Origin of the sequence: Siphonobacter sp. SORGH_AS_1065, from assembly GCF_030818595.1 — a bacterium.
In the GTDB taxonomy this organism is placed as follows: Bacteria; Bacteroidota; Bacteroidia; order Cytophagales; family Spirosomataceae; genus Siphonobacter.
This window is the reverse complement of the sequence record NZ_JAUTAM010000004.1, coordinates 2,385,779-2,410,180: the sequence shown is the minus strand read 5'-3', so window position 1 is coordinate 2,410,180 and position 24,402 is coordinate 2,385,779. Positions and strand designations below refer to the sequence as shown.

20 protein-coding genes and 1 tRNA gene are annotated in these 24,402 nt (G+C 44.4%); 10 read left to right on the top strand and 11 right to left on the bottom strand.

Translation table 11 applies throughout. The annotated features are described in order from the left end of the window. Nucleotides 1-34: 34 nt before the first annotated feature. The 8 genes from QE390_RS10660 (at nucleotide 35) to QE390_RS10625 (ending at nucleotide 6,312) form a co-directional block, all read left to right on the top strand. Nucleotides 35-406 (top strand): BlaI/MecI/CopY family transcriptional regulator, encoded by a 372-nt coding sequence (locus QE390_RS10660; protein WP_106635114.1) that lies wholly within the window; start codon nucleotides 35-37, stop codon nucleotides 404-406. A gap of 100 nt (nucleotides 407-506) precedes the next feature. After that, complete coding sequence (locus tag QE390_RS10655) at nucleotides 507-1,745, top strand: M56 family metallopeptidase (protein ID WP_307142119.1); 1,239 nt, start codon at nucleotides 507-509, stop codon at nucleotides 1,743-1,745. Between the two features lie 95 nt (nucleotides 1,746-1,840). Next, a complete protein-coding gene (locus QE390_RS10650; protein ID WP_307142118.1) occupies nucleotides 1,841-2,266 on the top strand; it encodes an energy transducer TonB in 426 nt (141 codons plus the stop codon). Between the two features lie 138 nt (nucleotides 2,267-2,404). Further along, on the top strand, nucleotides 2,405-3,706 hold the full coding sequence (locus tag QE390_RS10645) for a lipopolysaccharide assembly protein LapB (RefSeq protein ID WP_307142117.1): 1,302 nt from the start codon (nucleotides 2,405-2,407) through the stop codon (nucleotides 3,704-3,706). 102 nt (nucleotides 3,707-3,808) lie between these two features. Continuing rightward, entirely contained in the window at nucleotides 3,809-4,624 is an 816-nt protein-coding gene (locus QE390_RS10640; protein ID WP_307142116.1) for an energy transducer TonB, read from the top strand. 209 nt (nucleotides 4,625-4,833) lie between these two features. Next, nucleotides 4,834-5,157 carry an isoamylase early set domain-containing protein gene (locus QE390_RS10635; protein WP_307142115.1) on the top strand — a complete coding sequence of 108 codons (324 nt, stop codon included), beginning with the start codon at nucleotides 4,834-4,836 and terminating at the stop codon, nucleotides 5,155-5,157. A gap of 306 nt (nucleotides 5,158-5,463) precedes the next feature. Further along, nucleotides 5,464-5,817 (top strand): hypothetical protein, encoded by a 354-nt coding sequence (locus QE390_RS10630; protein WP_106635108.1) that lies wholly within the window; start codon nucleotides 5,464-5,466, stop codon nucleotides 5,815-5,817. A 102-nt stretch (nucleotides 5,818-5,919) separates the two neighbouring features. Beyond that, entirely contained in the window at nucleotides 5,920-6,312 is a 393-nt protein-coding gene (locus tag QE390_RS10625) for a gamma-glutamylcyclotransferase (protein ID WP_307142114.1), read from the top strand. Here QE390_RS10625 and QE390_RS10620 read toward each other — a convergent pair. From QE390_RS10620 to QE390_RS10605, 4 genes are all read right to left on the bottom strand, one after another. Beyond that, nucleotides 6,309-6,974: a response regulator transcription factor gene (locus QE390_RS10620; protein ID WP_232793546.1), complete on the bottom strand. Its 666-nt coding sequence runs from the start codon at nucleotides 6,972-6,974 to the stop codon at nucleotides 6,309-6,311. The two genes, QE390_RS10625 and QE390_RS10620, sit on opposite strands and share 4 nt — an antisense overlap. After that, nucleotides 6,971-7,780: a sensor histidine kinase gene (locus QE390_RS10615; RefSeq protein ID WP_106635105.1), complete on the bottom strand. Its 810-nt coding sequence runs from the start codon at nucleotides 7,778-7,780 to the stop codon at nucleotides 6,971-6,973. Before QE390_RS10615 ends, QE390_RS10620 begins: the two co-directional genes overlap by 4 nt. Nucleotides 7,781-7,946: 166 nt before the next feature. Beyond that, a complete protein-coding gene (locus tag QE390_RS10610) occupies nucleotides 7,947-8,600 on the bottom strand; it encodes a hypothetical protein (protein WP_106635104.1) in 654 nt (217 codons plus the stop codon). A 118-nt stretch (nucleotides 8,601-8,718) separates the two neighbouring features. Next, the gene (locus QE390_RS10605; RefSeq protein ID WP_106635103.1) at nucleotides 8,719-9,054 is read right to left on the bottom strand and encodes a hypothetical protein; all 336 of its coding nucleotides are present in this window, start codon (nucleotides 9,052-9,054) and stop codon (nucleotides 8,719-8,721) included. A 282-nt stretch (nucleotides 9,055-9,336) separates the two neighbouring features. Between QE390_RS10605 and QE390_RS10600 the strand changes: the two genes are divergently transcribed. Further along, a complete protein-coding gene (locus tag QE390_RS10600) occupies nucleotides 9,337-10,611 on the top strand; it encodes a replication-associated recombination protein A (protein ID WP_307142113.1) in 1,275 nt (424 codons plus the stop codon). 214 nt (nucleotides 10,612-10,825) lie between these two features. Here QE390_RS10600 and QE390_RS10595 read toward each other — a convergent pair whose 3' ends face one another. Further along, complete coding sequence (locus tag QE390_RS10595; protein ID WP_307142112.1) at nucleotides 10,826-11,206, bottom strand: DUF423 domain-containing protein; 381 nt, start codon at nucleotides 11,204-11,206, stop codon at nucleotides 10,826-10,828. A gap of 190 nt (nucleotides 11,207-11,396) precedes the next feature. On the opposite strand from QE390_RS10595, the gene QE390_RS10590 reads away from it, so the two are divergent. After that, on the top strand, nucleotides 11,397-14,066 hold the full coding sequence (locus QE390_RS10590) for a glucosidase (RefSeq protein WP_307142111.1): 2,670 nt from the start codon (nucleotides 11,397-11,399) through the stop codon (nucleotides 14,064-14,066). Nucleotides 14,067-14,211: 145 nt separating this feature from the next. Here the strand turns inward: QE390_RS10590 and purH are convergent, their stop codons facing one another. The 6 genes from purH to QE390_RS10560 all read right to left on the bottom strand — a co-directional run bounded on the left by purH (nucleotide 14,212) and on the right by QE390_RS10560 (nucleotide 24,260). Then, on the bottom strand, nucleotides 14,212-15,747 hold the full coding sequence (gene purH / locus QE390_RS10585; protein ID WP_106635100.1) for a bifunctional phosphoribosylaminoimidazolecarboxamide formyltransferase/IMP cyclohydrolase: 1,536 nt from the start codon (nucleotides 15,745-15,747) through the stop codon (nucleotides 14,212-14,214). A gap of 148 nt (nucleotides 15,748-15,895) precedes the next feature. Then, a tRNA-Cys gene (locus QE390_RS10580) sits at nucleotides 15,896-15,966 on the bottom strand. Nucleotides 15,967-16,345: 379 nt separating this feature from the next. Beyond that, nucleotides 16,346-18,124, bottom strand: coding sequence for a 30S ribosomal protein S1 (gene rpsA / locus QE390_RS10575; protein WP_106635348.1), 1,779 nt, complete (start codon nucleotides 18,122-18,124; stop codon nucleotides 16,346-16,348). 1,046 nt (nucleotides 18,125-19,170) lie between these two features. After that, complete coding sequence (locus QE390_RS10570) at nucleotides 19,171-19,587, bottom strand: hypothetical protein (RefSeq protein ID WP_307142110.1); 417 nt, start codon at nucleotides 19,585-19,587, stop codon at nucleotides 19,171-19,173. Between the two features lie 103 nt (nucleotides 19,588-19,690). Next, complete coding sequence (locus tag QE390_RS10565) at nucleotides 19,691-21,364, bottom strand: IPT/TIG domain-containing protein (protein WP_307142109.1); 1,674 nt, start codon at nucleotides 21,362-21,364, stop codon at nucleotides 19,691-19,693. A gap of 61 nt (nucleotides 21,365-21,425) precedes the next feature. Continuing rightward, nucleotides 21,426-24,260, bottom strand: a complete 2,835-nt coding sequence (locus QE390_RS10560; RefSeq protein ID WP_307142108.1) for a TonB-dependent receptor — start codon at nucleotides 24,258-24,260, stop codon at nucleotides 21,426-21,428. Nucleotides 24,261-24,402 lie beyond the last annotated feature (142 nt).

Sequence of the window (24,402 nt, the reverse complement as noted above, 5' to 3'; positions counted from 1 at the left end):
AAAGTTCCTTTTGTATCCAAACGCAAGAACAATTATGGTTGAAAAAGAACTTACCCGGGCCGAAGAACAGATTATGCACGTACTCTGGTCTCTTGAGAAAGGTTTTGTGAAAGACGTTCTTGACCAATTGCCTGAGCCTAAGCCAGCGTATAATACCGTTTCCACCATTGTTCGCATTCTGGAACAGAAAGGCTTTGTGGGGCATAAAGCATACGGCAAGTCACACCAATACCATCCGTTGATTACTAAAGAGCAATACCGCACCTTCGCAACGGAGAAATTGATGGAAAGCTATTTCGGTAATTCGATCGGTAGTCTGTTTTCCTTTTTCGTGAAGAAAAAGAAAGTAGAACTCAACGAAGCTGACGATATCCTCAAGATGATCGAGCAAATGAAACAAAAGTAAGAATCCGGTTTAGAGTGTGAACTGGATTTACACTCTAAACCGATTCGACCGCTTTCCAACCCTCTCACCTTTAGACGACCGCTGAGGCCATCATACAACTATGAATTGGTTGCACTATCTCCTGCAAGTAAATCTGTATTTGGCTGGATTTTATGGGTTTTATCGCCTGATCCTCCGTAAAGAAACGTTTCATCAGTTGAACCGGAGTTTTCTGCTGGCGGGAACCGCACTGGCCTTTTTTATCCCGGCCATGCAGTCCGACTGGATTCGTACCTGGCTGCTTACCCAGCAGGTAAACGAGTCGCTTTACACCTATTATAATCCCGGCGTCGTTTTTATTACACCTGATTACCTCGACAATTCCCGCTCGGCACACCCCATGGCCTGGGGTCATTTGTTAGCCGTTGCTTACCTCTGTGGGATTTTGATTCTGCTGGGCAGATTTGCATTTCGACTCATGCGACTGGGCGATCTGGTTCGGTATCGAACGAATCGCAAAGTAGATCAGAATATGGCATTTGCTTTCTTTAACCACTTTTTTGTAGGCAAGAATCTGTCGAATCGCCGCACCATTGAAATGCACGAGCGGGTACACGTTCGCCAGTTACACTCAGCTGATGTGATCTTCTTTGAGCTGATTGCCATCATGAACTGGTTCAATCCGGTGGTTTATTTCCTGAAACAGGACATTTGCCTCATTCACGAATACCTGGCCGACGAAGTAGCCAGTCGGCTGGAAACCAGCCGGGCAGATTATGCCATGCTATTGTTCTCGCAACAGTTTGGCGTTCAGCAAATGGAGCTGGCTCACACCTTCTTTAATAAATCTTTTCTCAAAGCCCGGATTTCCATGCTGAAGCAAAAGCCTTCGCAAACGTCGGCTCTGGTAAAATACGCCCTGATTGTTCCCGTTTTCGGATCGATGATCTTTCTGGCAACGGCTTGTGCTCAGCAAGAAAAAAAGGAGGAACTCGTCATTATTCCCATTGAAACTCCGGCTCCGGCACAAACGAATGCGAAGGAGGAAGTTTTTACCGTAGTTGAAAAGCAGGCTCAGTTTCCAGGTGGTGACTCAGAAATGTACCGATACCTTTCTCAGCACGTCAAGTATCCGGCTGCGGCTCAACGAGCGAACGTTGAGGGTAAAGTTTTTACCAGCTTTATAGTTGAGAAAGACGGTTCCATCACCGATGTAGAAATTATGAAGGGCATTGGCTTTGGCTGCGATGAAGAAGTATTAAGAATTATGAAGGATATGCCTAAATGGAAGCCCGGTTATCATTCAGGCCATGCCGTTAGAAGCCGCTTTAATTTACCCATTACATTTACCATGGAATAGCCCTCCTGGCTCGGTTTCGAGTACGACTTTTTAGGTAATAAGTGACGACTATTTTAGTCGAAGTGATTATCCCCACTTATTAAACGTTTATTGTTATGCGTTCAATCGTATTCGTGTTCGTACTTGGATTCCTCAGTTTTATTACCCAGGCCCAAAGTCCTGCTCATTACGCCGGTGGCCGATCGGAAATGCTAAAATTTCTGGCGAAAAACACCCGTTACCCCACGGCTTCGCAGGAAGAAAATGCTCAGGGTATAGTAAGGGCCTCGTTTACTGTGGGTAAAGATGGAATCATTCAGGAAGCGAAAGCCAATGGGGAGAATTCCGGCCTTTCAGAGGAAGTTTTGCGGGTAATTCAAACCATGCCGAAGTGGCAGGCAGCTAAAGATAAAAATGGTCAACCGATCATTAGTACCCACGAATTAGTATTTGCGTTTGTTATTGATAGCAAAAATGCAGCCATTACCCGATTGCCAGAAGCCGAAAAAGCGGATCTGGTAGTGACTACTTACCGAGATTGATAAATCATCCACCTAACCGTTCTATTGGTAACTAATACGCGAGATACCCTAGCCGTTTGATGTTCTGAGTTAACAGGTTAGCTACTAATTCTCCGCTCAAAACTCATCAAACCATTCATTACTAACCTCTGATGACGTATGAAACGACTTTTACCTGTCCTGGCATTTTTGCTGGGAACCTATGCTGCTTTTGCCCAAATGCCAGTAGATGCTTACGCAGAAGCCCAGCGATTGGTACGTTCCGGCAATTATTCGCAGGCCATTCCTCTGCTTCAAAAACTTAGCGAGACAGATTCATTAAATAATAATCTCGCACTGGAACTTGGAATCGCTCATCAACGAATTGGGAATTCGCTGGCGGCCCGCCGAACCTACGAACGCATCCTGAAACGGGATACTTCCCAACGGGATGCCCTGCATCAGTTAGGAATTCTTTTCGAGAAAGACGCTCAATACCGCAACGCCCTGGCTCAGTATCAGAAACTCATTCAGATCGACTCTTTGAATGCATATTTCCAACGGCAAGCGGCCCTGCAATACGACCGACTGGAGCAGGATGAGCAGGCAATCATTCATTATGAAAAGGCTTTAAAGATCAATCCAGAGGATCGGGAGTCTTTGGCGGAACTGGCTCGTCTGTATCTGGACCTGAATCCCAATAAGTACCTAACCATTGCGGGGGAATATATTGAACGCGGGCTGGCGAAAGATTCCACCTCCATCCGTTTTCTATTACTGAACAGTCGGGTTGATTTTCGCCTGGCCCGATTCGAAGCCGTGGTGCAATCGCTGGAAAAAACGATGGCTATGGGCGACTCAACCGCTTATTTTCAGCGAATGCTGGGGCGGGCCTACTATGAAACGGGCCGATTTGATAAATCGATTTTCACCTTCAATCGTCTGATTAATCTGGGAGAAGAAACCGAGCATAACTACGGCGGGCTCGGCACGGCTTATCTGTTACAAGCAAAAAAAGATTCTTCTACGATTTTTAATATTAATTCTTTCAGACGTTTCGATCAGGCCGTTCGACTGGCTCAAACCCGCGTACCGGATTATCAGATGGGCATGGCGGATCTTTACGAACTGGAGAAACAACCTTCTTCCATTAAAACCGCCATAAAGCAGTACCAGGCCATTTTTAACAATTTCAGACGTCCGAAGGCCGTTTTCCGGCTGGCTCAACTGAACGATACACATCATATCAACGCCGAACTAGCTCTGCTGTATTACGAGGAGACACTCAGGCTCTGTAAAAACGTGTATTCGAGAAAGTATAGCAGCCCACAGGATCGCCTGGATTGTATGGCGGTTGATAAAGCAGCGGCCCAACGGCTGGCAGAACTAAAACCGGAAAAGGTAATTATCCTCCCCGCTCCCGTCGCTGTTGTCGCTCAGGATACCAGTCATAGTATTCCTGACACGCTCAAAAAAGACTAACGCCCAAACCTAACCTTTCCTTCAACCTTTACAATCATCTCTAACGTAGCCCACTTGCTGGGCTTTTCTTAAACCCCAATCAACTAAAAATTTAGTTAAACTATGGAAACCCTGCAAACTTTGGAGGATTACGTATTCTCCAACCGAAATCGGAGTTATGGAGCCTACGAACTGCGTCAGGTATACGGAAAAAATATCCGCCTGGCTCTGCTGATTGGTGTTAGCTTCTTTCTGCTTACGGCGTTCTCACCTTTGCTTTTTGCAAAAATTACTAAACCAGAAATCGAAGTAAAAGCTAAGCTATTAACGAAAGATGTCATCATCGAAGAACCCGAACCCTTACCTGAGCCACCCGTAGTTACTCCTCCGCCTCCAGTGGAGACACAACCCGTGAACACTTATAAGTTATTACAACCGGAGATTACGCCCGATGTACTCGTCAAAGAAGAAGTAGACGTTACCCAGAAAATGTTGCAGGATCATCAGGCGGGAAGTCAGACCGTTCTGGACGGCAGTGATATGCCCGCGGTGGTAGATATTTCTGATCATACGGGAGGAATCAAAAATGCAATTGTTGAAATTAAACCATCCGCCGACAACGATGCTCCGCTGTTAAATGTAGAAATACAACCTGAATTCCCCGGTGGTATTGAAGCTCTGAATCGTTTTTTACAGAAAAATCTGCGTTACCCTACGCAGGCTCAGCAAGCTAATGTTTCGGGCAGAGTTTTTGTTTCTTTCGTAGTAGACCGGGACGGTAGTATATCACAAATCGAAGTTGAGAAAGGCATCGGCTTTGGTTGCGATGAAGAAGCCCGACGCGTTTTAAGGGAAATGCCTCGCTGGAAACCCGGTCGTCAACAGGGTCGGTCTGTTCGGTGCAGATTCCATTTACCCATTGCATTTACTTTAGAATGAGTCAGTTATGATGAACGGAATTTAACTGTCTGATTTAGTAGAAAGTTAGCTTCCGTTCATTTCTAACTTTTTAATCTACGGTAAATGAAAATAGAATTATCCCAATAAAAAATTTAAAATTGGATATTACCGTGCTGCACTTTATATAAAATTCTGATAGTCAGTTGTTTTATTGTTCCGTTGCTTGCATATTTGTTTCGGAAATCAAAATGAATAATCCAACCATGAGTCTGTCTAAGCAATCTCTCAAAAGCAAGCCAATCACTAAGGTAACCTTCTTAGTTCCTGCTGAATCTGGCAAAGGAGCAGAAAAAGTAGCAGTTGTAGGTGAATTTAACAGCTGGGATGTAAACGCCACGCCTTTGAAAAAACAAAAGGATGGATCGTTCAAAGCCACTGTTGAATTAAGCACAGGTAAAGAATATCAGTTCCGCTACTTAATCGATGGTACCAATTGGATCAATGATTCGGAAGCTGATAAGTATGTATCCAGCGGTGTCTCATTCGAAGAAAACTCAGTCGTAGTATTGTAAATTTTTCGATCTTCTCTATACCCTTCCCCGGCTTTAATAAAAAGTTGGGGATTTTTTTTGTCTGTTCTGCAACGTTTTTCCTTTCCATTGCATCCTTATCCTGTAAACGCTTCAATAGACCGGATACAAACAAATTAGTAAAAAAATAGGTACCATGTATTGCAAAGTACCTAACAACACCTATCTTTGTATCATCAGGGTAAGCTATTGAAACCGAGCTATCATCCGTTCATCCGAAATTGCTGGTAAAGCTCATCCTGAATTTGTTACTTAGAATCACCGTCTGACTTTAACCTTCTTTCAGCTATGAAGTTCTTTGGTTTAGCTTTCCGAAAAATTTCCTTTTTGCTGGTTCTTATAGGCCTGTTTAATGTTCAGGGTTTTGGCATGGGTATGCCCCATCGCCTGTATAATGGTAAAAGCCTGGTAAACCAGCTGGCCAAAAAAACCAGCACGTTTGTACAACCAACCCCGAAAAAAGATCTTTCAGAAAACGCAGCGAATCTAACTTCTTATCCTAAAGTTGCCCGTTCGCTCATGAATATTGTCCTTGACTGGGCCATTCAGTTGTTCCTGTCTCAGGAAGACGTCACGATACATACCTACCCCGGCCTGAAGAGCACTCCTCTGACGGATTCTGTCTATTGCCGGGCTTCATGATTTTTTTAGTTTTGGTTAAGGGTTAGTTGGACAAAGCCGCTCACTTGAGCGGCTTTGCCTTTACAACCAACCCTGGAGTTCAATCTTGCTTCTCATCCCTCTATGCATTATCTATTCGTATACGGTACCCTACGCCGTACGGCTGATCACGCCATGCACCAGGTACTGAAAAATCAGGCCGAGTGGGTTGCCGACGGCTCCGTACCTGGAAAACTTTATTTGGTGGACTGGTACCCCGCGTTGATTTCAACAACGCAGCATGAAGAGCGGGTACAGGGAGAGGTGTATTTATTAGCTAATCCTGAAAAAACCTTCTTCGAATTAGATCCTTACGAAGGGTATTATCCCGATGATGAAGCTCATTCCGATTATTTACGACAGCAGGAGACTGTTCAACTCAGCGACGGCTCTTCTGTCACGGCTTGGGTTTATGTCTACAATTTACCCATCATTGGCCTCTCCCAAATTACCAGTGGTGATTTTATGAAGCGTTAATATAAACCGTTTTTCACGGCGTACACAACCATCGCTGCCGTGTTTTTTGCCCCAATTTTTTCCATAATTCTGGTTCGATGCCCTTCCACGGTTCGGTCGCTCAGAAATAATTTGGCGGCAATCTGGGCATTCGTCAAGCCACTACAAATGAGCTGAAGCACTTCCAGCTCGCGTTCGCTTAAGGCAGGCTGAGCCGTAAAGCTGGGCTTCTTGGTTTTGGCTTTATCCAGCATTCGGCGGTGCATTACCTTATTGATAAAGGCTCCGTAGTAATAATTTTCCTTCACAACGGTTTGAATGGCTTTTACCACCTCATCTGGATCGCTGTCTTTAATGATATACCCATTCGCCCCAAGCTCCATCAGGTGAGCTACAAAGCCGTCATCATCGTGCATGGAGATAATAATGATCTTTACGTCAGGGAAGCGAAGGCGAAGTTGCTCCGTAGCCTTGATGCCATCCATCACGGGCATTTGCAAGTCCAGCAGGATTACGTCGGGAGCTTCGAAAGCCATTTGGGTTAGTAAATCCTGACCGTCCTGGGCTTCAATAATGACTTTGATCCCGTCATAGGTATTAAGAATGTTAGCCAAACCCCGCCGAAAAAGTGCGTGATCATCAGCAACAGCAACTCGAATTTGATCAGTAATAATTGACATCATGGGTTGGAATGGAGTAATGGAATTTCTATAACGGTATGCATGCCTTCACCGGGTGAAGTTTCAAAAATAACGTGACCGCCCACAACGTTGAGGCGACTTTCAATATTTTTCAAACCCAGCGAAACCGTCTGTTGCTGAGCTTCTTTCAGATTAAACCCAACGCCATCATCACTAAAGGTTAACAACACGCGATGAGGTTTAAACAGAAGGAATAACTCAATGCGAGAAGCCCGGGAATGCTTCAGGCTGTTATGGAGTAGCTCCTGGGCAATGCGAAAGAGTGTAAATTCAATGGAGCGTTCGAGTCTTTCGCCTTCACCCTGGCATTCCAGGTCAATAGCAATAGCCGGGTTGGCTAGTTGAAGCTTTCGTACCAAATCATGCAAAACGGCTACCAAACCCAATTTCTCGAGAGCAGGAGGTTGAATATCTTTGGTGATGCGTCGAACGTTTTCTACGGCCTCTTCGAGTAGCTTCTTCGTATGATCGGCTGTTTCTTTGGATTCTACGCTATCATCCAGGTGTTTCGTTACCTGCGAAAAACTCATCCGTGTGGCGGAGAGTAAGGTTCCGATATCATCGTGTAAATCTGCTGCAATTCGCTTGGCTTCTACTTCCTGCGAGCGAATACTTGCTTCCAGTAACGCTTTCTGGTGTTGTTCTTCGAGTTGCCGAACCTCCTCCTTCTGCTTATCCTGCCTGCGTTTATACAACACTAGAAATAATACGATGAATATCGCCATCAAAAGCATGATGGCGATGCCGGCAATTAAAGCTAAACGGACGCCTCCCAGCGAAATATTCATCGTTGACTATAAGCTATTCTTTGAATTGATTCAACTCCCAATGTTGCTCCACTAATTTTCGGTGTAGAAACCAGACTAACCCTATAATGACGAGTGAAAGACTAATCATACCAGAAGAACCAATAATAATAATTTCTCTCAAATGCAGTTGAATATAGTTCATCACTTAATTAGGTTGGATTTTTATTACTGATTTTTTCTGAGCTAATCCTATGGTCAGAAGAATATTATAGAAAATATTCAGCCATTTAATCATATCCCATAAGTCCCCCATCGTATCCATATCTGCAATGATATACTTCCCGAAAAGGAACACAAAAATGGTTCCTGAGAAGAAAATCAGAATGCCCGCACTAATCCAGAACATGGGATATTTCGTTAGGACGGCTATTTCCGGTTGCTTTAGTAAATCGTAAAAGAATAACAGTACGTAAGTAATCAATAATGCGTTGGACAAACTCCAGCTTAAATCATCGTAGGCGTGCGGATCAATGAGACAACGAACGGTAGCTAGTAAATCAAAAGCAACAATTGAAATGAGAACTATTCTTTTAAACAGTTTAGTTTTAATGAATTTTACGTATAATAAGCCTAATAACGTAACCTCCAGGATTGTATATATATTATACCCAATCATGTTACCCTTAGAGTTCATGAAAAAGGTAATTTCTCCCCAGGTTTCTACCAGAACAGATGCCGTTAAGTATCCTAGTAATAATTTATAATCTTCTTTGAGGTAATGAAATCTTAATAACCCTACTATGAAAGGTAATAAGACAAAGGCAATAGAAATGTGACGCAACCACTCCTGCGAACTCATAGAAATAGATTCAGATTATAGATTCATAAATATAGAGGTCTTCCATTTTTTAAAACCAGGTGATCCTATAAAATAAAAGCTGGATTGGGAGAATTCCCCCAATCCATTCAATTGATTACTAGCCTTTTCCTGGAGGAATGGTTCCAACTCGATCGGCAGCATAATCGCCCCCATCTTCCTCTCCGCGTTGAGCCGAAGCATCGTTTCGCAGAGGAATCCGATTTCCATCCTTATCAGAAGGATACAAGACGATGTTGACTTTACCGTCCTCAAATTCTCCAAAGAGAATTTTAACGGTGTCCACACCTTCAGGAGCCAGCAATTGTTCAACAATGTTTCTACCGACAATAAAACCTTCCAGTTGACCCGGATGCGTTTTCTGGTAACGGGCTATCAATTCTTCGGCTTCTTTAAAAGGAATTAACTCGCCCGTAGGTAAGACTGAATCTGCCATATGTTAAGTAGATAAAGGGAGATTATGTAAAGTATTCATTAACAATACTTACCTAAGAAGGCAGCATGGTTACCTAAGTAAATTTGCACCAAGTTTTTTATATTGACTTTTACCAAGAGGTAAATCGGGTAATTACCCGCATAAAAAAAGGTGAAAATACGTAAGCATTATTACTCAAAACGCCTGCTTTTAAGCTTTACTGTCTTATGCTGGCTCGTTTGTTTGTATTTTGCTTATCTATTTTTGAAGTACGAAAAGCCTGAAGATAAACCTGCCTAGCTTATGCAACCACTTGCGGAACGCATGCGTCCGAAAACAATCGATGAATACATTGGTCAACGTCATTTATTAGGACCGACCTCGGTGCTAAGGCAGGCGATTGAAGCTCAACGCATTCCCTCCATGATTTTATGGGGCCCGCCGGGTGTGGGTAAAACAACGTTAGCGACGCTGATTTCTCAATCGCTGAAAGTTCCATTTTTTAGCCTTTCTGCTATCAATTCGGGAGTTAAGGATATTCGGGAAACCATTGAGGCTGCTTCTAAACAACGTTTTTTTAGCTCCGCCAGTCCCATTCTGTTTATCGACGAAATTCACCGCTTTTCCAAGTCTCAGCAGGATTCATTACTTGGGGCCGTAGAACGCGGCATTGTCACTCTCATTGGGGCTACTACCGAAAATCCTTCCTTTGAAGTGATTCCGGCTTTGCTCTCCCGCTGTCAGGTATACGTCTTGAAATCGATTGAGAAAGAAGACCTCATCGAAATGATTAATCGAGCTTTACAGCAGGATGAATTTCTGAAAGATCGTAACATTCAGGTGGGAGAATACGAGGCAATGCTACAGTTATCCGGTGGCGATGGTCGGAAATTATATAATGTACTGGAGTTAATTACCAACTTTCAGCGAGCCGGCGAGCCACTTCTGATTACCAACGAATTGGTCTTCGATAAAGTCCAGCAAAACATTGCTTTATACGACAAAGGCGGCGAAGCTCATTATGACATCGCTTCGGCTTTCATTAAATCCATTCGCGGTTCTGACCCCAATGCGGCGATTTATTACCTGGCCCGGATGCTGGACGGCGGAGAAGATATTGAATTCATTGCCCGCCGTATTCTTATTTCAGCCGCAGAAGACATTGGTTTGGCCAACCCTAATGCTCTATTACTGGCCGAAAGCTGTTTTCAGGCCGTTAAGGTGCTGGGATTGCCCGAAGCCCGCATTCCCCTGGCTGAAGCAACAATTTATTTAGCCACTTCGCCTAAAAGTAACTCAGCGTATTCGGCCATTAATCAGGCCTTGGAACTAGTTCAGAAAACCGGAGCCCAGCCGATTCCCTTGCACTTGCGAAATGCTCCAACGAAACTGATGAAAGAACTGGATTATGGTAAAGATTATCGCTACGCCCACCAGTATAAAGGCAATTTTGTGGAGCAGGAATTTTTACCGGAATCCCTGAAAGGTACGAAGCTATTTGAACCGCAGAGCAACGCCGCTGAAGAGAAAATCAGGGAGCGGCTGAAGGCTTTGTGGAAAGAAAAATACGGGTATTAAAGGGGTTGAGTGCGTTTGAAATGGTTTGATAAGGTTCTTTTCAGCTTATAAATTCTTCCCTAGGCTGGATAGTCCAGGGCTATTCGTAATTTAATCCCGCTGGGGTTTTGCTGACCCTTACCCTACTGTATTGATAACCTCCCCAATGTTTGAACCTTTGGGGAGGCTATTTTCAACTCCTGGAACCTACATCAAACCACCTTAAACGTATGCACTAAGCCTTTGTTACCTGATAAGCCAGAATTAACCAGCCAATGATGAGGGACGTTCCGCCGATGGGAGCCACGGCTCCGAAGGCTTTAATACCGGCAAAACAGATCGTATACAGCGAGCCGCTAAAAATGATTACGCCAATCAGAAAAGCCCAGCCCGCCCAACCTAAGCCTTTTTCAATGACTGGTAATTGATTAATTAATAATCCGATGGCCAGTAAAGCCAGGGCGTGATAAAACTGGTATCGAACTGCGGTTTCAAAGGTATCAAACCGACCCGTTGCCACTAACATAGGCTTGAGTGCATGGGCTCCGAAAGCTCCCAGCCCTACGCCTAACGCTCCCAATAATGAACCCGCCAGCAGGGCAAATTTTGCAGTCATAGAAAAATATACGTTTTAATAAGAAAATTTGAGCTATTTAGGAGTATCCTTTCGGCTACGCTCCGAGAGCGTAAATTTCGGGTACGATTGTTACATTTCTCTTAATAATAACGAGCAAAGGCGTAAGTTTTTATTCTAATTCCGTTCTTTGTTCATATTCCCATTCAGAGACTATCTTGATTCATAGCTTATGATTGTAGAAAAAATACGACTTTCCCAACGTGCGGATAACAAAGGCTGGAAAAAGTGGGGGCCATACCTCGCTGAACGTCAGTGGGGTACGGTACGAGAAGATTATTCATCGAATGGCGACGCCTGGAATTTTTTCTCGCATGATACCGCCCGCAGCCGTGCCTACCGCTGGGGCGAAGACGGCATTGGTGGCCTTTCCGACAATAAGGGTCACATCTGTTTTGCCTTCGCTTTCTGGAATCATAAAGATGGCATTATCAAAGAACGTCTTTTTGGTTTGACCAACCCCGAGTCGAATCACGGAGAAGATGTCAAGGAATTATACTATTACCTCGACTCCACTCCGACGCACTCGTACATGAAAATGCTGTACAAGTATCCACAGCAAGCTTTTCCGTACGAACAGATCTTGCGGGAAAACCGGAATCGGAATCGCGAACAACCCGAATTTGAATTAATGGATACGGGCGTTTTCGATAAAAACGAGTATTTCGACATGGAGATGGAATACGCGAAGGCCGACGAAAACGACATTCTCATTCGCCTAACGGTACATAACCGTGGCCCTAAGGCGGCTCCCATTACGGTATTACCTACGCTTTGGTTCAGAAATACCTGGATATGGGGTTATGAAAACTACAGCGTGCGTCCGATGCTGACGGGTTACTCCAAGTCGCTCATTGACGTTGACCATAAAATTCTGGGAAAATACAAACTCTACATCGAAGACGCGGATTCGCTGCTTTTTTGCGAAAACGAAACCAACTTCGAACGCGTTTTTAATAGCCCTAACTTCTCTCCTTACCCTAAAGATGGAATTAACGATTATGTCGTTTCCGGTGGTAAGAAAAAGACGGTTAACCCCAATCATATCGGGACTAAAGCTTCGGCGAAATTTACCCGAAAAGTAGCCGCAGGCGAAAGCTTTACCGTTCGTTTACGCTTTGCTAATTATTCCAATCACGAGCCTTTCGAGGATTTTGATACCGTTTTCAACCAGCGAATTCAGGAAGCCGACGAATATTACGACGATCTTCAGAAAAACGTCAAAGATGCTGAACTGAAGAAAATTCAGCGTCAGGCGTATGCGGGTATGCTCTGGTCGAAGCAATTTTATTACTACAACGTCAACGAATGGCTCAATGGTGACCCCGCCATGCCCAAGCCCGCTCCCGAGCGGAAGTTTGGCCGTAACCGCACGTGGCGACACATGTATACCGCCAACATTCTCTCCATGCCCGACAAGTGGGAATATCCCTGGTTTGCGGCCTGGGATCTGGCCTTCCACTGTGTTCCCCTGGCCCGCCTGGATCCTGACTTTGCCAAGCGTCAGTTAGCCGTAGTTCTTCGGGAGTATTACATGCACCCGAACGGTCAGATTCCGGCCTATGAGTGGACTTTTTCGGACGTAAACCCTCCCGTACACGCCTGGGCTACCTGGAAAGTGTATGAGATTGACAAGCAAATGAACGGGAAGGGAGACATTGGTTTCCTCGAACGCGTCTTCCATAAATTGTTACTCAACTTCACCTGGTGGGTTAACATCAAGGATGAACAGGGTAACAACATCTTCGGCGGTGGTTTCCTCGGCATGGATAACATCGGGGTGTTTGACCGCTCCGCTCAGTTACCCCTGGGCGGGCATTTAGAGCAGGCGGATGGTACGGGCTGGATGGCCATGTATACCCTGAATATGTTGCGGATTGCCTGTGAAATTGCTCTGGAGCGTTCGACTTATCAGGATATGGCTTCGAAATTCTTCGAACACTTCCTGCACATTGCCGGAGCCATGAAATCGCTGGGCCGTGAAGAAATTAGCCTTTGGGATGAAGACGACCAGTTTTATTATGACTTGTTGCACATTCCAAATGGACCGAGTATGTTACTGAAACTCCGGTCAATGGTAGGGCTGATTCCACTGTTCGCCGTTGAGGTTCTTGACCCTGACTTGCTGGAACGCTTACCTGATTTCAAACGTCGGGTAGAATGGGTATTGGCAAACCGCCCGGATTTGGCTTCGCTGATTTCCCGCTGGTACGAACCCGGTAAAGGCGAAACCCGTCTGTTGTCGATCATTCGTGGTCACCGGATGAAGATGATTTTGAAACGGGTATTCGACGAAGCTGAATTTCTCTCCGATCACGGCGTGCGTTCGCTTTCCAAGTATTACGCCACCAACCCTTATGAATTTCGGGTGGGCAATGAGGTATTACGGGTGGCGTACACGCCCGCTGAAAGTACCGGAGCCATGTTTGGGGGTAACTCCAACTGGCGGGGTCCCGTGTGGTTCCCCATGAACTTCCTGATTGTGGATTCCTTACTCAAATTTCATCAGTATTACGGAGATGATTTCGAGATTGAATATCCGACGAATTCAGGACAACTGGTCACTATCAAGGAAGCCGCCTTGGCCGTTGCGGGCCGGCTGATTAAAATCTTTACGCCTGATCCCCAAACGGGATTACGTCCTTACCAACAGCAATACAGTAAGTTTAATACCGATCCGTATTTCAAGGATTGTCTGCAATTCTTTGAATACTTCAACGGAAATGACGGTTCGGGTCTGGGAGCAGCTCACCAAACGGGCTGGACGGGTCTGGTAGCGGAGTTAATCGAATACGTGCACACGCTTCAGCAGACCGTCGAGGCGGAAATTGCAAAGTCATAACTTTATTAACGAATGAAGGCCTTTTCTGAATCGGGAAAGGCCTTCATTCGTTAGGGGCTTTATCCCAGCAACGATTTCTATAGAACATAAAAAAGCGTCCCTCTCAGAAGAAAAGGACGCTTCCCATGCTTGGGGTGACAAGCTATTAATGTTTGAAGTGACGAACGCCCGTGAAGACCATTGCCATTCCATTTTCGTTGCAATAGGTAATGGAATCCTGATCACGAACAGAACCGCCGGGCTGAACCACTGCCGTAATACCCGCCTTGTGAGCAATCTCCACACAATCGGCGAAGGGGAAGAACGCGTCAGAAGCCATCACTGCACCGTTCAGATCAAAGCCGAATTCAGCCGCCTTCGCAATAGCCTGTTTCAGAGCATCCACGCGAGAGGTCTGCCCTACTCCACTGGCCAATAACTGGTTTTCTTTCGCCAGAACGATGGTATTGGATTTCGTGTGTTTACAAACTTTCAGAGCAAACTCCAGAGCTTTGTATTCGCTTTCAGTCGGAGCTTTTTCCGTTTTAGGCGACATTTCCGCTGCCGTTTCCGCTACGTTATCTTTATCCTGAACCAATACGCCATTCAGGATAGTCTTGAACATCTGCTTTGTTGGCTGCACTACATTACGCTTCAGCAGAATGCGGTTCTTTTTAGACTTCAGCAGATCAATAGCATCCTGATCGAATTCAGGAGCAATCAGGATTTCCATGAACAGTTTGTTCAGTTCTTCCGCTACGGCAATATCCACTTTTGCATTCGTAGCCACTACGCCACCAAACGCCGAAACGGGATCGCAGGAAAGAGCATTCAGATACGCTTCTTTCGCCGTAGGAGCCGTAGCAATACCGCAGGCGTTCGTATGCTTGATAATGACGAACGTAGTATCCGTAAATTCATCAATCAATTGCACGGATGCGTCTACGTCAACCAGGTTGTTATAGGAAAGCTCTTTGCCGTTCAGTTGCTCGAACATGCCTTTCAGATCGCCGTAGAACGTTGCCGACTGGTGAGGGTTTTCACCGTACCGTAAAGAATTGGCGGGTAACTGCTTGAAGTTAAAGATATCAGCGGCACGACCCGTGTACGTCTGGCCTGCAAACCACTGGTAAATTGCTGAATCATACTGAGAAGTAACTCCGAACGCCAATGTGGCAAAGTAACGACGTAACTCAAGGCTGGTCGTGGCCTGATGTTCGGACAAAATGCGAAGTAACTCCGCATATTGAGAACGGCTGGATACGATCAGAACATCTTCGAAGTTTTTAGCTGCTCCACGAATCAGCGAGATGCCACCAATGTCAATTTTCTCGATGATTTCGTCTGTTGAACCACCCGCTGCTACTGTTTCTTCGAAAGGGTATAAATCTACTACCACCAGATCAATGGGAGCGATTTCGTATTGCTCAGCCGTTTTAACATCGTCCTCGTTATCCCGACGGTACAGAATACCACCGAAAATTTTAGGGTGCAGGGTTTTTACCCGGCCACCGAAAATAGAAGGATAACTGGTCAGTTCTTCTACGGGAGTTACAGGAATCCCCATTTCCTCGATGAATGACTGGGTACCGCCCGTTGAATACAATTTAACCCCCTGAGCGTGCAGAGATTCAACAATAGGAGCTAAGCCTTCCTTATGGAATACAGATAGAAGAGCGGAAGTGATTTTCTTGTGCGACATGGATTCGTCGATTAAAACTCAGTTTGCAGTTTCGAGTTTACAGGGGGCTTTGGCTTTATCCTTAAACTCCTTGCCAATGGCTATTACTTCCCAAAAGAATTGAGTATGAATAAAAAAACCCCGAGGAAAGCTCAGGGATTTTTTAGGGAGGTACCAAGCGGATTCGAACCGCTGTAGGAGGTTTTGCAGACCTCAGCCTAGCCTCTCGGCCATGGTACCTTGTTGTTTCTCAAAAGCTCTTCCGCTCTTGAGGCTGCAAAAATAGGGCGAAAATTGCGTTTTCCATTCATTCGCTTCGTTTTTTTTATTATTTATTAACTATTTTTTTATAAAACACTGACTAATAAGTATTTAAAAATATATTTTCACATAGGTAGAGACGTCGATTTATCGCGTCTCCTACTCGGTCAGTTTTTAAATCATTTGCTTTCAAAAAAGAGACGCGATAAATCGACGTCTCTACGAAAGATAACCTTCGATAAAATTGTAGACGTTTCGGATGGGTGTAACTATTCGACAGTAATCAAATGATAGATCATAAAGAAGGGCGAGCCTTTCAGCCCGCCCTGTCTTAAGCGTTATTGAATCGCCTGTGGAATTAGTTTCCGCGTTCCATTTGCTCTTTCAGAGCAGCCAGAGCGTCCAGATCGCCAAGAGTAGACTTTTCAGCAGCAGCCGTTGTGTTGGTTTTCTCAACCGCTTTCTGCGTCTTCTTCTTCTCTTCAACTTTCACTTCTTCCTTCGCATCACTCCAGATTTTAGAGTGAGATACAACGATACGACGTTCTTCTTTGTGGAATTCAATTACTTTGAAGTCGATAGACTCACCTACTTCAGCATTTGATCCGTCTTCTTTCGCTAATTGCTTGATCGGAGCTTGTCCTTCGATACCGTAAGGAAGCTCGATTTGAGCTAACTTGTCAGACTTAGCAATGATCGTTCCTTTGTGTACAGAACCGATCGTGAAGATGTTCTCGAAGGTATCCCATGGGTTTTCTTCAAGTTGTTTGTGGCCTAATGAAAGACGACGGTTTTCAGCGTCGAGTTCCAGAACAACCACATCCATTTTGTCACCTACTTTCGTGTACTCAGAAGGATGCTTGATTTTGCGAGTCCAAGACAGGTCAGAAACGTGTACCAGACCATCGATTCCTTCTTCCATTTCCAGGAACAAGCCGAAGTTAGTCAGGTTACGAACGGTTCCTGAATGTTTCGTACCAGGAGCGTATTTAGACAACAGCTCTGTACGAGTCCAGGGATCAGCCGTCAGTTGTTTGATACCTAAAGACATCTTGCGTTCAGCACGATCGATCGTCAGTACTACTGCTTCGATTTCGTCACCTACTTTCAGGAAGTCCTGAGGATTACGCAGATGCTGAGACCATGACATTTCTGACACGTGAATCAGACCTTCTACGCCAGGCTGAACTTCTAAGAACGCACCGTAATCGGCTACGTTCACGATTTTGCCTTTCACGCGGGCACCGGGCTCTACTTCGGCAGGAAGTGCTTCCCAAGGATGAGCAGTCAGTTGCTTCATGCCGAGAGAGATACGCTTCTTGTCTTCGTCGAAGTCCAGCACAACCACCTGAATGCGTTGGTCCAATTTGAGGACTTCGCTTGGGTGGTTGATACGACCCCAGGAGATATCGGTAATGTGCAGCAGACCATCTACACCACCCAGATCGATGAATACACCGAAGTTGGTCATGTTTTTGATCACGCCTTCGAGTACCTGACCTTTTTCCAGGTTCGTCAGGATTTGCTGACGTTGCTGCTCCAGATCTTTCTCGATGAGGACTTTGTGAGAAACGACTACGTTATCATTAGCGTAGTTGATTTTCACCACTTTTACTTCCATACGCTTGCCAACGAAAATATCGAAGTCACGGATGGGTTTAACGTCAATTTGAGAACCGGGTAAGAAGGCTTCTACACCGTAGATATCTACGATCAGACCACCTTTCGTCCGACGCTTCACAAAACCATCGATTACGAGGTCTTGATCCAGAGCTTTCTGAATATTATCCCAGGCAGTGATTACCTTCGCTTTCTTACGAGAAAGGATCAACTGACCGTTAGGATCTTCCTGATTTTCGATATACACTTCCACTTCATCACCAGCTTTCAGCTCGGGCATGTCACGGAATTCAGCACGGGGAACCATCCCGTCTGATTTGAAACCAATGTTTAAGATTACTTCACGATCCGTAACTCCAACAACGGTACCTTTAACAACTTCTTTCTCAGCTACCTGACTCAGCGTACCTTCGTACAGAGCAGCTAATTCATCACGCTCAGCTTTAGAGTAACCACTACCAAAGCCGCGATTGTCCGCGTGATCCCAATCAAAATCAGTTACTTGTGGTTTTGCCATAATAAGAATTTGGCTCGCCCTGGATACATCAGCCGACCGGGCGAAGAGCCTGCTGAACTTTAGTGAATCCGTTTTTTCAAAACGGAATGCAAAGGTAGTCATTTTTACTGATACTGAGCAGGTAATCTTCAAAATATACGCTCTTTTTTTCCGTCCCTGCTTCTTTCTGCCTTTCGTATTTGATGCTAGCACACCCTATGCTGTCTCTTGCCCTGAATCAGCATACTTAGCTTCCACATTGTTTCAGATTATACTTATCAATGGCGTTACCAAAAGTCGTTCCTTCTTTAAAAAATATGCAGACGTAACCTAAACTCCGGCTAACCGTCTGAACTATGATCGTCAGCCGTTAGAATTCGCCGTAGGTACCCGCTGTTCGAAGCGGCCAGATCACCTCCATCATTCCGACCTGGATTGCAAAAGAAGACGTACAAAACAAATGCAGAGTCTATCGTCTACCTCAGGCTAAACTGGACGCTCAACCCGGTTTGTATTCGTAGAATGCAGGGGATTAAGTGACCTTTTCTTTTTTATTAACGCAAAACTCCGACAGAAAACCTGCCGGAGTTTCTAGTTTATAACTTATTTTAAGCTATTAACTTTTCCAGAACCTCAAATATTTCTTAAGCCATAATGAATAAATAATGCCGTAAGTAAGGCCTGCCAGTAGCCAGGATATTAAAGTCAAAGTATAGTATTTACCTTCACGTGTCAGGAAAAATAAAATGGTTCCATAGAACCCAAAACACCCCATACTCAAGATAACATAATGAAATTTATTCTTTATTTTAAAGTAATTAATCAAACTATGAAATGTCCCTATAGGAAACAGGTAAAAGAGTAACATTCCATAAAAAACAAAAACTATAAATGTGTCCAACGAATTATTTAAATAATCTGTTTCATATGCTTTGCCTAATGTATCTATTAATCCATCGTAAACTAAAGCATGGGACCAAAGGGTGATTAATACGACTATCAATACCTTAAAAAATATTCTTCCCATCGTTATATAGCTAAATGTAGTTTTAAAATGGCTTTAATTACTAATTCTTTCTCCTTACCCAAAGACCATCTATTAGCCCATACAGCAAACCTGTTACTCCCAGCCCTATTATATCTATTAACCAAAAGTTACTTCCCATTAACCTAAGAGCCAAGAATACGGATGCTCCTATACTTCCAGCAATACCCGCTCCGATCACTAAAGCCCAAAGCGATTGAATCTTAAAGCGATAAACTATTAGATGATACATAGCGGGTATCGCCAGATAAGCTGGAAAGAATAGCAGAACGATATACAGATAAACAGACAGAATATGTCCCCCTAAAGCGTACGTTCCTGGTTCAGAGGGATAGGCTGCGGCTCCGCCGTATTTAGTATCAGTTCCTACTGAAAAAACTACATATACGAACAAACAGAAGTAGAGGTTAATCAGTATTTTAAAGAAAGATTTCCACATTATTTAGCTAGTTAAGAGTTTCGTATTTTCTTTAAGTAAAAGAAAAACCGGAGACAGAATCTCCGGCTTTTCGAGCAACACCAATATGAAAAATCCGTAATGACTATTTATCGTAGTTTGTGTTCTGTGGGTTGAAGTTGGTCCAGTTAGCAGTCCAGTTTGTAGTTCCGAAAGCTCCAATGAAATTTTCTTTCGTGAAGAAAGAGTCAGACGCTTTATCTGTCCAAACGGCACCCGTTAATAAAGGAGATCCCGTTTTAGGCAGGAAGTTTACCGTAGCATCCAGTTTCCAGTTGCCATCATTTAGCGACAGCGTAGAAACGTTAGCCGCAGCAATGATTTGGTTAGCGAAAGCTGTCGTATTGAAGAAGGTTTTTGCCTCGGTATCAGTCAGACCATTTGCACCACGAACGTCTGTGTTTACATTAGCCAGGATTACTTTACGAATCTGCATGCGTGAAGGGTTGCCTACTGTGCTTGGCAAAGTAGTTGAGTTATCTAAACGCAAACCTTCAGGGAAACCAACAAACAGAGAGTTAAATACGCTCAAAGAAGTGGCACGACGTAAGTGCATAGCAGACTGGAATCCACCATTACCTTTAATCGTAGCATTTGTAGGTGTACCACTCGTTCCAAAGACACTTACGTTAGCAAAAACAGGTGCAGTATAAGGTTCTGGAGCTGTACCAGAATTTGTACCGTCACCAGACTGGTTGTCAGATTCAAAACCGTTAGAACCAGATTGATCCGCAAACTCAGGATCACGAAGAGCTAAAGCGTATTGTACTTTACCGTTGTAACCAAAATCTGTATCGAAATCATCATCCCAGGTACGGTAAGCTATCAGGTGTTTAGCATTTACAGAACCACCAAACCACTCGAATGAATCGTCACCACTATAAGAAACCTGAACGTAATCGATCGTTGTTCCTGAACCTACACCGTATAAAGTAAGACCGTTAATTTCAGAGTTAGCCTGTGCAGACAGAGCTACACCAGCAAATTCGATACGTACATATTTCAAGACACCTGAATTGTCATTAGCTACTAAACTTGCACTAGGAGCCAGGTTACCTTCAATACCACCTTCGAAATCCTTTTGAGTAATCTGGTTGTGCGTACCGTTACCAGCAATAACAACTCCACCCCAGTCACCGTAGTAGCGAGAACCCGCAGCTTTTGAAGAAGTAAATACGATGGGCTGTGTTTCGGTACCTTCAGCCATAATTTTAGCACCCTTAGTAATAATCAACGTAGCTGCACGACCGTTAGGATCTAAATCTTTACCACCACCTTTGATAACCGTACCAGGCTTAATCGTTAAGGTTACTCCGCTGTTTACGTATACATAGCCTTTCAATAGATACACTTTATCGGCAGTCCAGGTTTGATCAGCAGTGATACGTCCTGAAACTTCCTGTACTGCTTTTGCCGATAATGTGAAGCTCGTAGAGCTCGTTACGGTTTTATCACCTACTTTAACTGTAACAGGACCATCCTGAGCACCTGCGGGTACTGTTGTCGTGATGCTGGTAGAAGTAACCGCTTTAGGCGTGGCACTTACGTTTCCACTGAAAGTTACCGTAACGGCTGAAGTGCTGGTGCCGAATTCAGTTCCTGAGATGGTGATATCTGTTCCTACAGGAGCAGAAGCTGGATTGATTCCCGTGATACTTAATGCTGGTTCTGGAGACTTGTCGTTGTTACAACTTGTCAACGTAATCCCCGTCGAAAACAGGGCCAGAATGACAATATTTACTCGTTTGAACAATTGCATAGTCAATAAGGGTTTTGACTTGTGGAAAGGTTTGATTAACTAATCTGGTCTTACTTGTTTATTAAGGGATAACGGTTCTGCCGAAAGAATAAACTACGCTAAGCGTGCTATAACTGCCTCTCTTGAAGCTACGGATGGTTTGCTCTTTACCTCCATCAATTTTCCCATTACGATTGAAGTCCTGTTCCAGGCGAACGGCTTGGTTTAACAGATCCTGTACTCCTAGACGTAACTCCCATTTCTTGCTGAAGGTCTTACTTACGTTCAGGTCAATGACGTTACGAGGCATTTCGTAAATCGTTGGGCTATCTACGTTTCCTACAGCGAAAATCCGGGGACCGAATACGTTGTAAAGAATGTTAGCCTGCCATCCTTTTTTATCTGCATAATAAACACCAGCATTAACCAGGTAAGGAGATTGGTTCATCATCGGACGCTCCGTGTCCGTAAGGCCGCGAATGTCGATGGTTTGTACTACTCCGCTCAAACCGGGAGCCGTTACGAAATCACCTAATTTGATTTTACTTCGGATCAGTGATATGTTAGCTACCAACGTCAGGTTTTTAAGAAATTCACTACCTGAGTTAGCCAATGACTTTCTTGCTTCCAGCTCCAGACCATAACTCATGGCACTTTTCGAGTTAATGAACGTGTATGCCAATCCATTTACCTGAGGAATCAGGAAGCTTTCAATTGGATTTTTGAAATCTTTATAGAAACCAGTTATCGAGATTACTTCCCCATCGCTAGGGTACAATTCCCATTTCGCGTCGATGTTCTGAATCTGTGCGTTAACCAGCGTTTCATTACCCCGAATATCTGCATTCAGAGCGAAGTCAAAGTAGTTAAATGGAGCCTGCTCACGAAACTCAGGACGGTTCACTGTATAAGAGTAGGCTAACCGTACATTTTGCTTATCATTCAGTTTGTAGGTGAAGTTAGCCGAAGGAAGTGGGCTAAATACCGACTGATTCACCAGGTTTGACTGAAGCACATTACTTAATTTCCGAATGTTATACTCACCGCGGAAACCTAACGTTAAGCTGGCTTTAGGAGAGAAGTTGATGTCACCACCTACGTAACCCGCAGCATAAGTATTCGTTGCGTTATAAGCATCGGTAGGTTTTGTACCGTCCAGCATAGAGTAAGCACCGTCGCCACCGTTTACATTGGCAGAGCTAAATACCTGTCCAATACCTTGGCTAGCAATATTCTGAACGTTACCTAAACGCTGATAACCATAGAAACGAGCATGAAAATCACGATTCTTCTGCTCAACATAGGCACCGGCACGAATTACAGCAGGCTCACGATCGGCAGGGTTACCTAATTTTTTCTGGAAGTTAGCCGAACCTGTATATACGTATTCATGAAGCGTAGACCAAAAACGTCCCGATTCTTGCGGAGAAGGATCATTAGGCGTAGATACTGTAAAAGGCTGGCTGCCATCCGAAGGACGGATGTAACGAACACGTTTCCAGTCAGGCTCCCAACGACCAGTGAAACCAAAACCACCCATCCAGTCCAGTTTTGTTTGCTCATCAATCTGGTGCTCGCCAGAAAGCTGACTGGTTAGGATACTACGATTTTCAAAACGTTCTGAATAACTCAGACGATCTTGCTCAATCGAGAAGTTTTTACCTTCCCGCATAACCGTTTCTGTGTTCCCTAACTGATTAAATAAAGTTTTCCACTCTAATGTGAAGTTAGGGTTAAAACGCAAAGCCCAGTTTTGTAAAACACCTAAACGCGTATTACGCTGATAGCTATGGTCCATGTTCTTTTCAGCGAAATCATTTACCGATGCACCGTTATTATAGGTATTCAATTGAATATCTGCTAACTGATTTGTCATCGAGTAGTTCACGCTCGTTAAACTGCTCAGACGCTTGTCACCAATGTCAATCCGGCGACCCATATTAAAGGCAAAACGAATGTCGGGAGACACGGCAATGTTATTCAGACCCCAGGTATTAGGGAATAACTGTGCGTAAGAAGCCCGTGAAGCGGCGTTCATGGCATTAAAGCCATTAGCCGTTGCAGGGAAACTGGTTGGAATTTGTTGATTCTTATCCCACAAACCTAACCACGCCAGACTTCCCCGATCATGCGTTTGAGCACTTTGAAATGTAGTATTGGCTCGGTATCCTACCGTGAAACCAGCATCGGTAAAGTTATTATCTGGCTTTTTCTTGGTATATATTTTAATAACCCCACCGGCAAAATCGCCAGGTAACTCAGCCGCACCTGATTTGAAGATAATCATGCGGTCCAGGATGTTACTGGGAATAAGGTCAAATGAGAAGGCACGCACGTCTACTTCTGACGAAGGCGTAATCATGTCATTCACCATTACCGTATTGTAACGGGAACTCAAACCCCTAACCATCACGAAACGGTTATCTACGATAGATACACCGGGGACCCGACGAATGGCCGCAGCCGCATCGCGATCCTGTGATTTTTGGATTTGCAGGGAAGAAATACCTACGGCAATGGGTTTGAATTGTTTGATTTCGGAAATAACAGCTACTTCTGTATTAGTAGCCCGACTCGCCCGAATGACGACGTCTGAAAGATTTTTACCTTCTTCCACTAATTCCGTCTCTAAAACGGTTGTGTTTCCGGATTCTACGCGAACATTTGGAATTTCGCGGGTTTGGTAAGAAATGTACGTCACAAAAACCTTGTGTGTACCTGTGGGAACATTACTGATCACAAACGAGCCGCTTACATCGGTTTGTGTTCCCAGGTTAGTGCCATCGATTCGAATCGTTGCACCGATGATGCCTTCTTTGCTTTTAGCATCGTTGATTTTACCTCGGATACTACCCGTTTGGGCCATGGTGACCAGTGCGGTCAGGGAAAGGAACCAGGTAAAAATTAGACGTTGCATAATCGTCTTTGAGGGTTTCATAAATTTTAGTTTTCGATATTGGTATTTGCTGGTGCAAAATTCGTTCGGGCGTATTACCTGAGTTTTTCGGCAGTTTTAACAGAAAGTGAAGTTTAGGCCAGGGTCAGTTAACAATTTGGTA

Bases quoted from the DNA above. Each gene is read 5' to 3' on its own strand.
- QE390_RS10610 (WP_106635104.1), bottom strand. From the start codon at position 8,600: ATGAGTTCGCAGGAGTGGTTGCGTCACATTTCTATTGCCTTTGTCTTA.
- QE390_RS10615 (WP_106635105.1), bottom strand. From the start codon at position 7,780: ATGAATATTTCGCTGGGAGGCGTCCGTTTAGCTTTAATTGCCGGCATC.
- QE390_RS10625 (WP_307142114.1), top strand. From the start codon at position 5,920: ATGCATTATCTATTCGTATACGGTACCCTACGCCGTACGGCTGATCAC.
- QE390_RS10590 (WP_307142111.1), top strand. From the start codon at position 11,397: ATGATTGTAGAAAAAATACGACTTTCCCAACGTGCGGATAACAAAGGC.
- purH (WP_106635100.1), bottom strand. From the start codon at position 15,747: ATGTCGCACAAGAAAATCACTTCCGCTCTTCTATCTGTATTCCATAAG.
- QE390_RS10565 (WP_307142109.1), bottom strand. From the start codon at position 21,364: ATGCAATTGTTCAAACGAGTAAATATTGTCATTCTGGCCCTGTTTTCG.
- QE390_RS10605 (WP_106635103.1), bottom strand. From the start codon at position 9,054: ATGGCAGATTCAGTCTTACCTACGGGCGAGTTAATTCCTTTTAAAGAA.
- QE390_RS10560 (WP_307142108.1), bottom strand. From the start codon at position 24,260: ATGCAACGTCTAATTTTTACCTGGTTCCTTTCCCTGACCGCACTGGTC.
- QE390_RS10655 (WP_307142119.1), top strand. From the start codon at position 507: ATGAATTGGTTGCACTATCTCCTGCAAGTAAATCTGTATTTGGCTGGA.
- QE390_RS10650 (WP_307142118.1), top strand. From the start codon at position 1,841: ATGCGTTCAATCGTATTCGTGTTCGTACTTGGATTCCTCAGTTTTATT.
- QE390_RS10620 (WP_232793546.1), bottom strand. From the start codon at position 6,974: ATGATGTCAATTATTACTGATCAAATTCGAGTTGCTGTTGCTGATGAT.
- rpsA (WP_106635348.1), bottom strand. From the start codon at position 18,124: ATGGCAAAACCACAAGTAACTGATTTTGATTGGGATCACGCGGACAAT.
- QE390_RS10660 (WP_106635114.1), top strand. From the start codon at position 35: ATGGTTGAAAAAGAACTTACCCGGGCCGAAGAACAGATTATGCACGTA.
- QE390_RS10635 (WP_307142115.1), top strand. From the start codon at position 4,834: ATGAATAATCCAACCATGAGTCTGTCTAAGCAATCTCTCAAAAGCAAG.
- QE390_RS10640 (WP_307142116.1), top strand. From the start codon at position 3,809: ATGGAAACCCTGCAAACTTTGGAGGATTACGTATTCTCCAACCGAAAT.
- QE390_RS10645 (WP_307142117.1), top strand. From the start codon at position 2,405: ATGAAACGACTTTTACCTGTCCTGGCATTTTTGCTGGGAACCTATGCT.
- QE390_RS10600 (WP_307142113.1), top strand. From the start codon at position 9,337: ATGCAACCACTTGCGGAACGCATGCGTCCGAAAACAATCGATGAATAC.
- QE390_RS10595 (WP_307142112.1), bottom strand. From the start codon at position 11,206: ATGACTGCAAAATTTGCCCTGCTGGCGGGTTCATTATTGGGAGCGTTA.
- QE390_RS10570 (WP_307142110.1), bottom strand. From the start codon at position 19,587: ATGTGGAAATCTTTCTTTAAAATACTGATTAACCTCTACTTCTGTTTG.
- QE390_RS10630 (WP_106635108.1), top strand. From the start codon at position 5,464: ATGAAGTTCTTTGGTTTAGCTTTCCGAAAAATTTCCTTTTTGCTGGTT.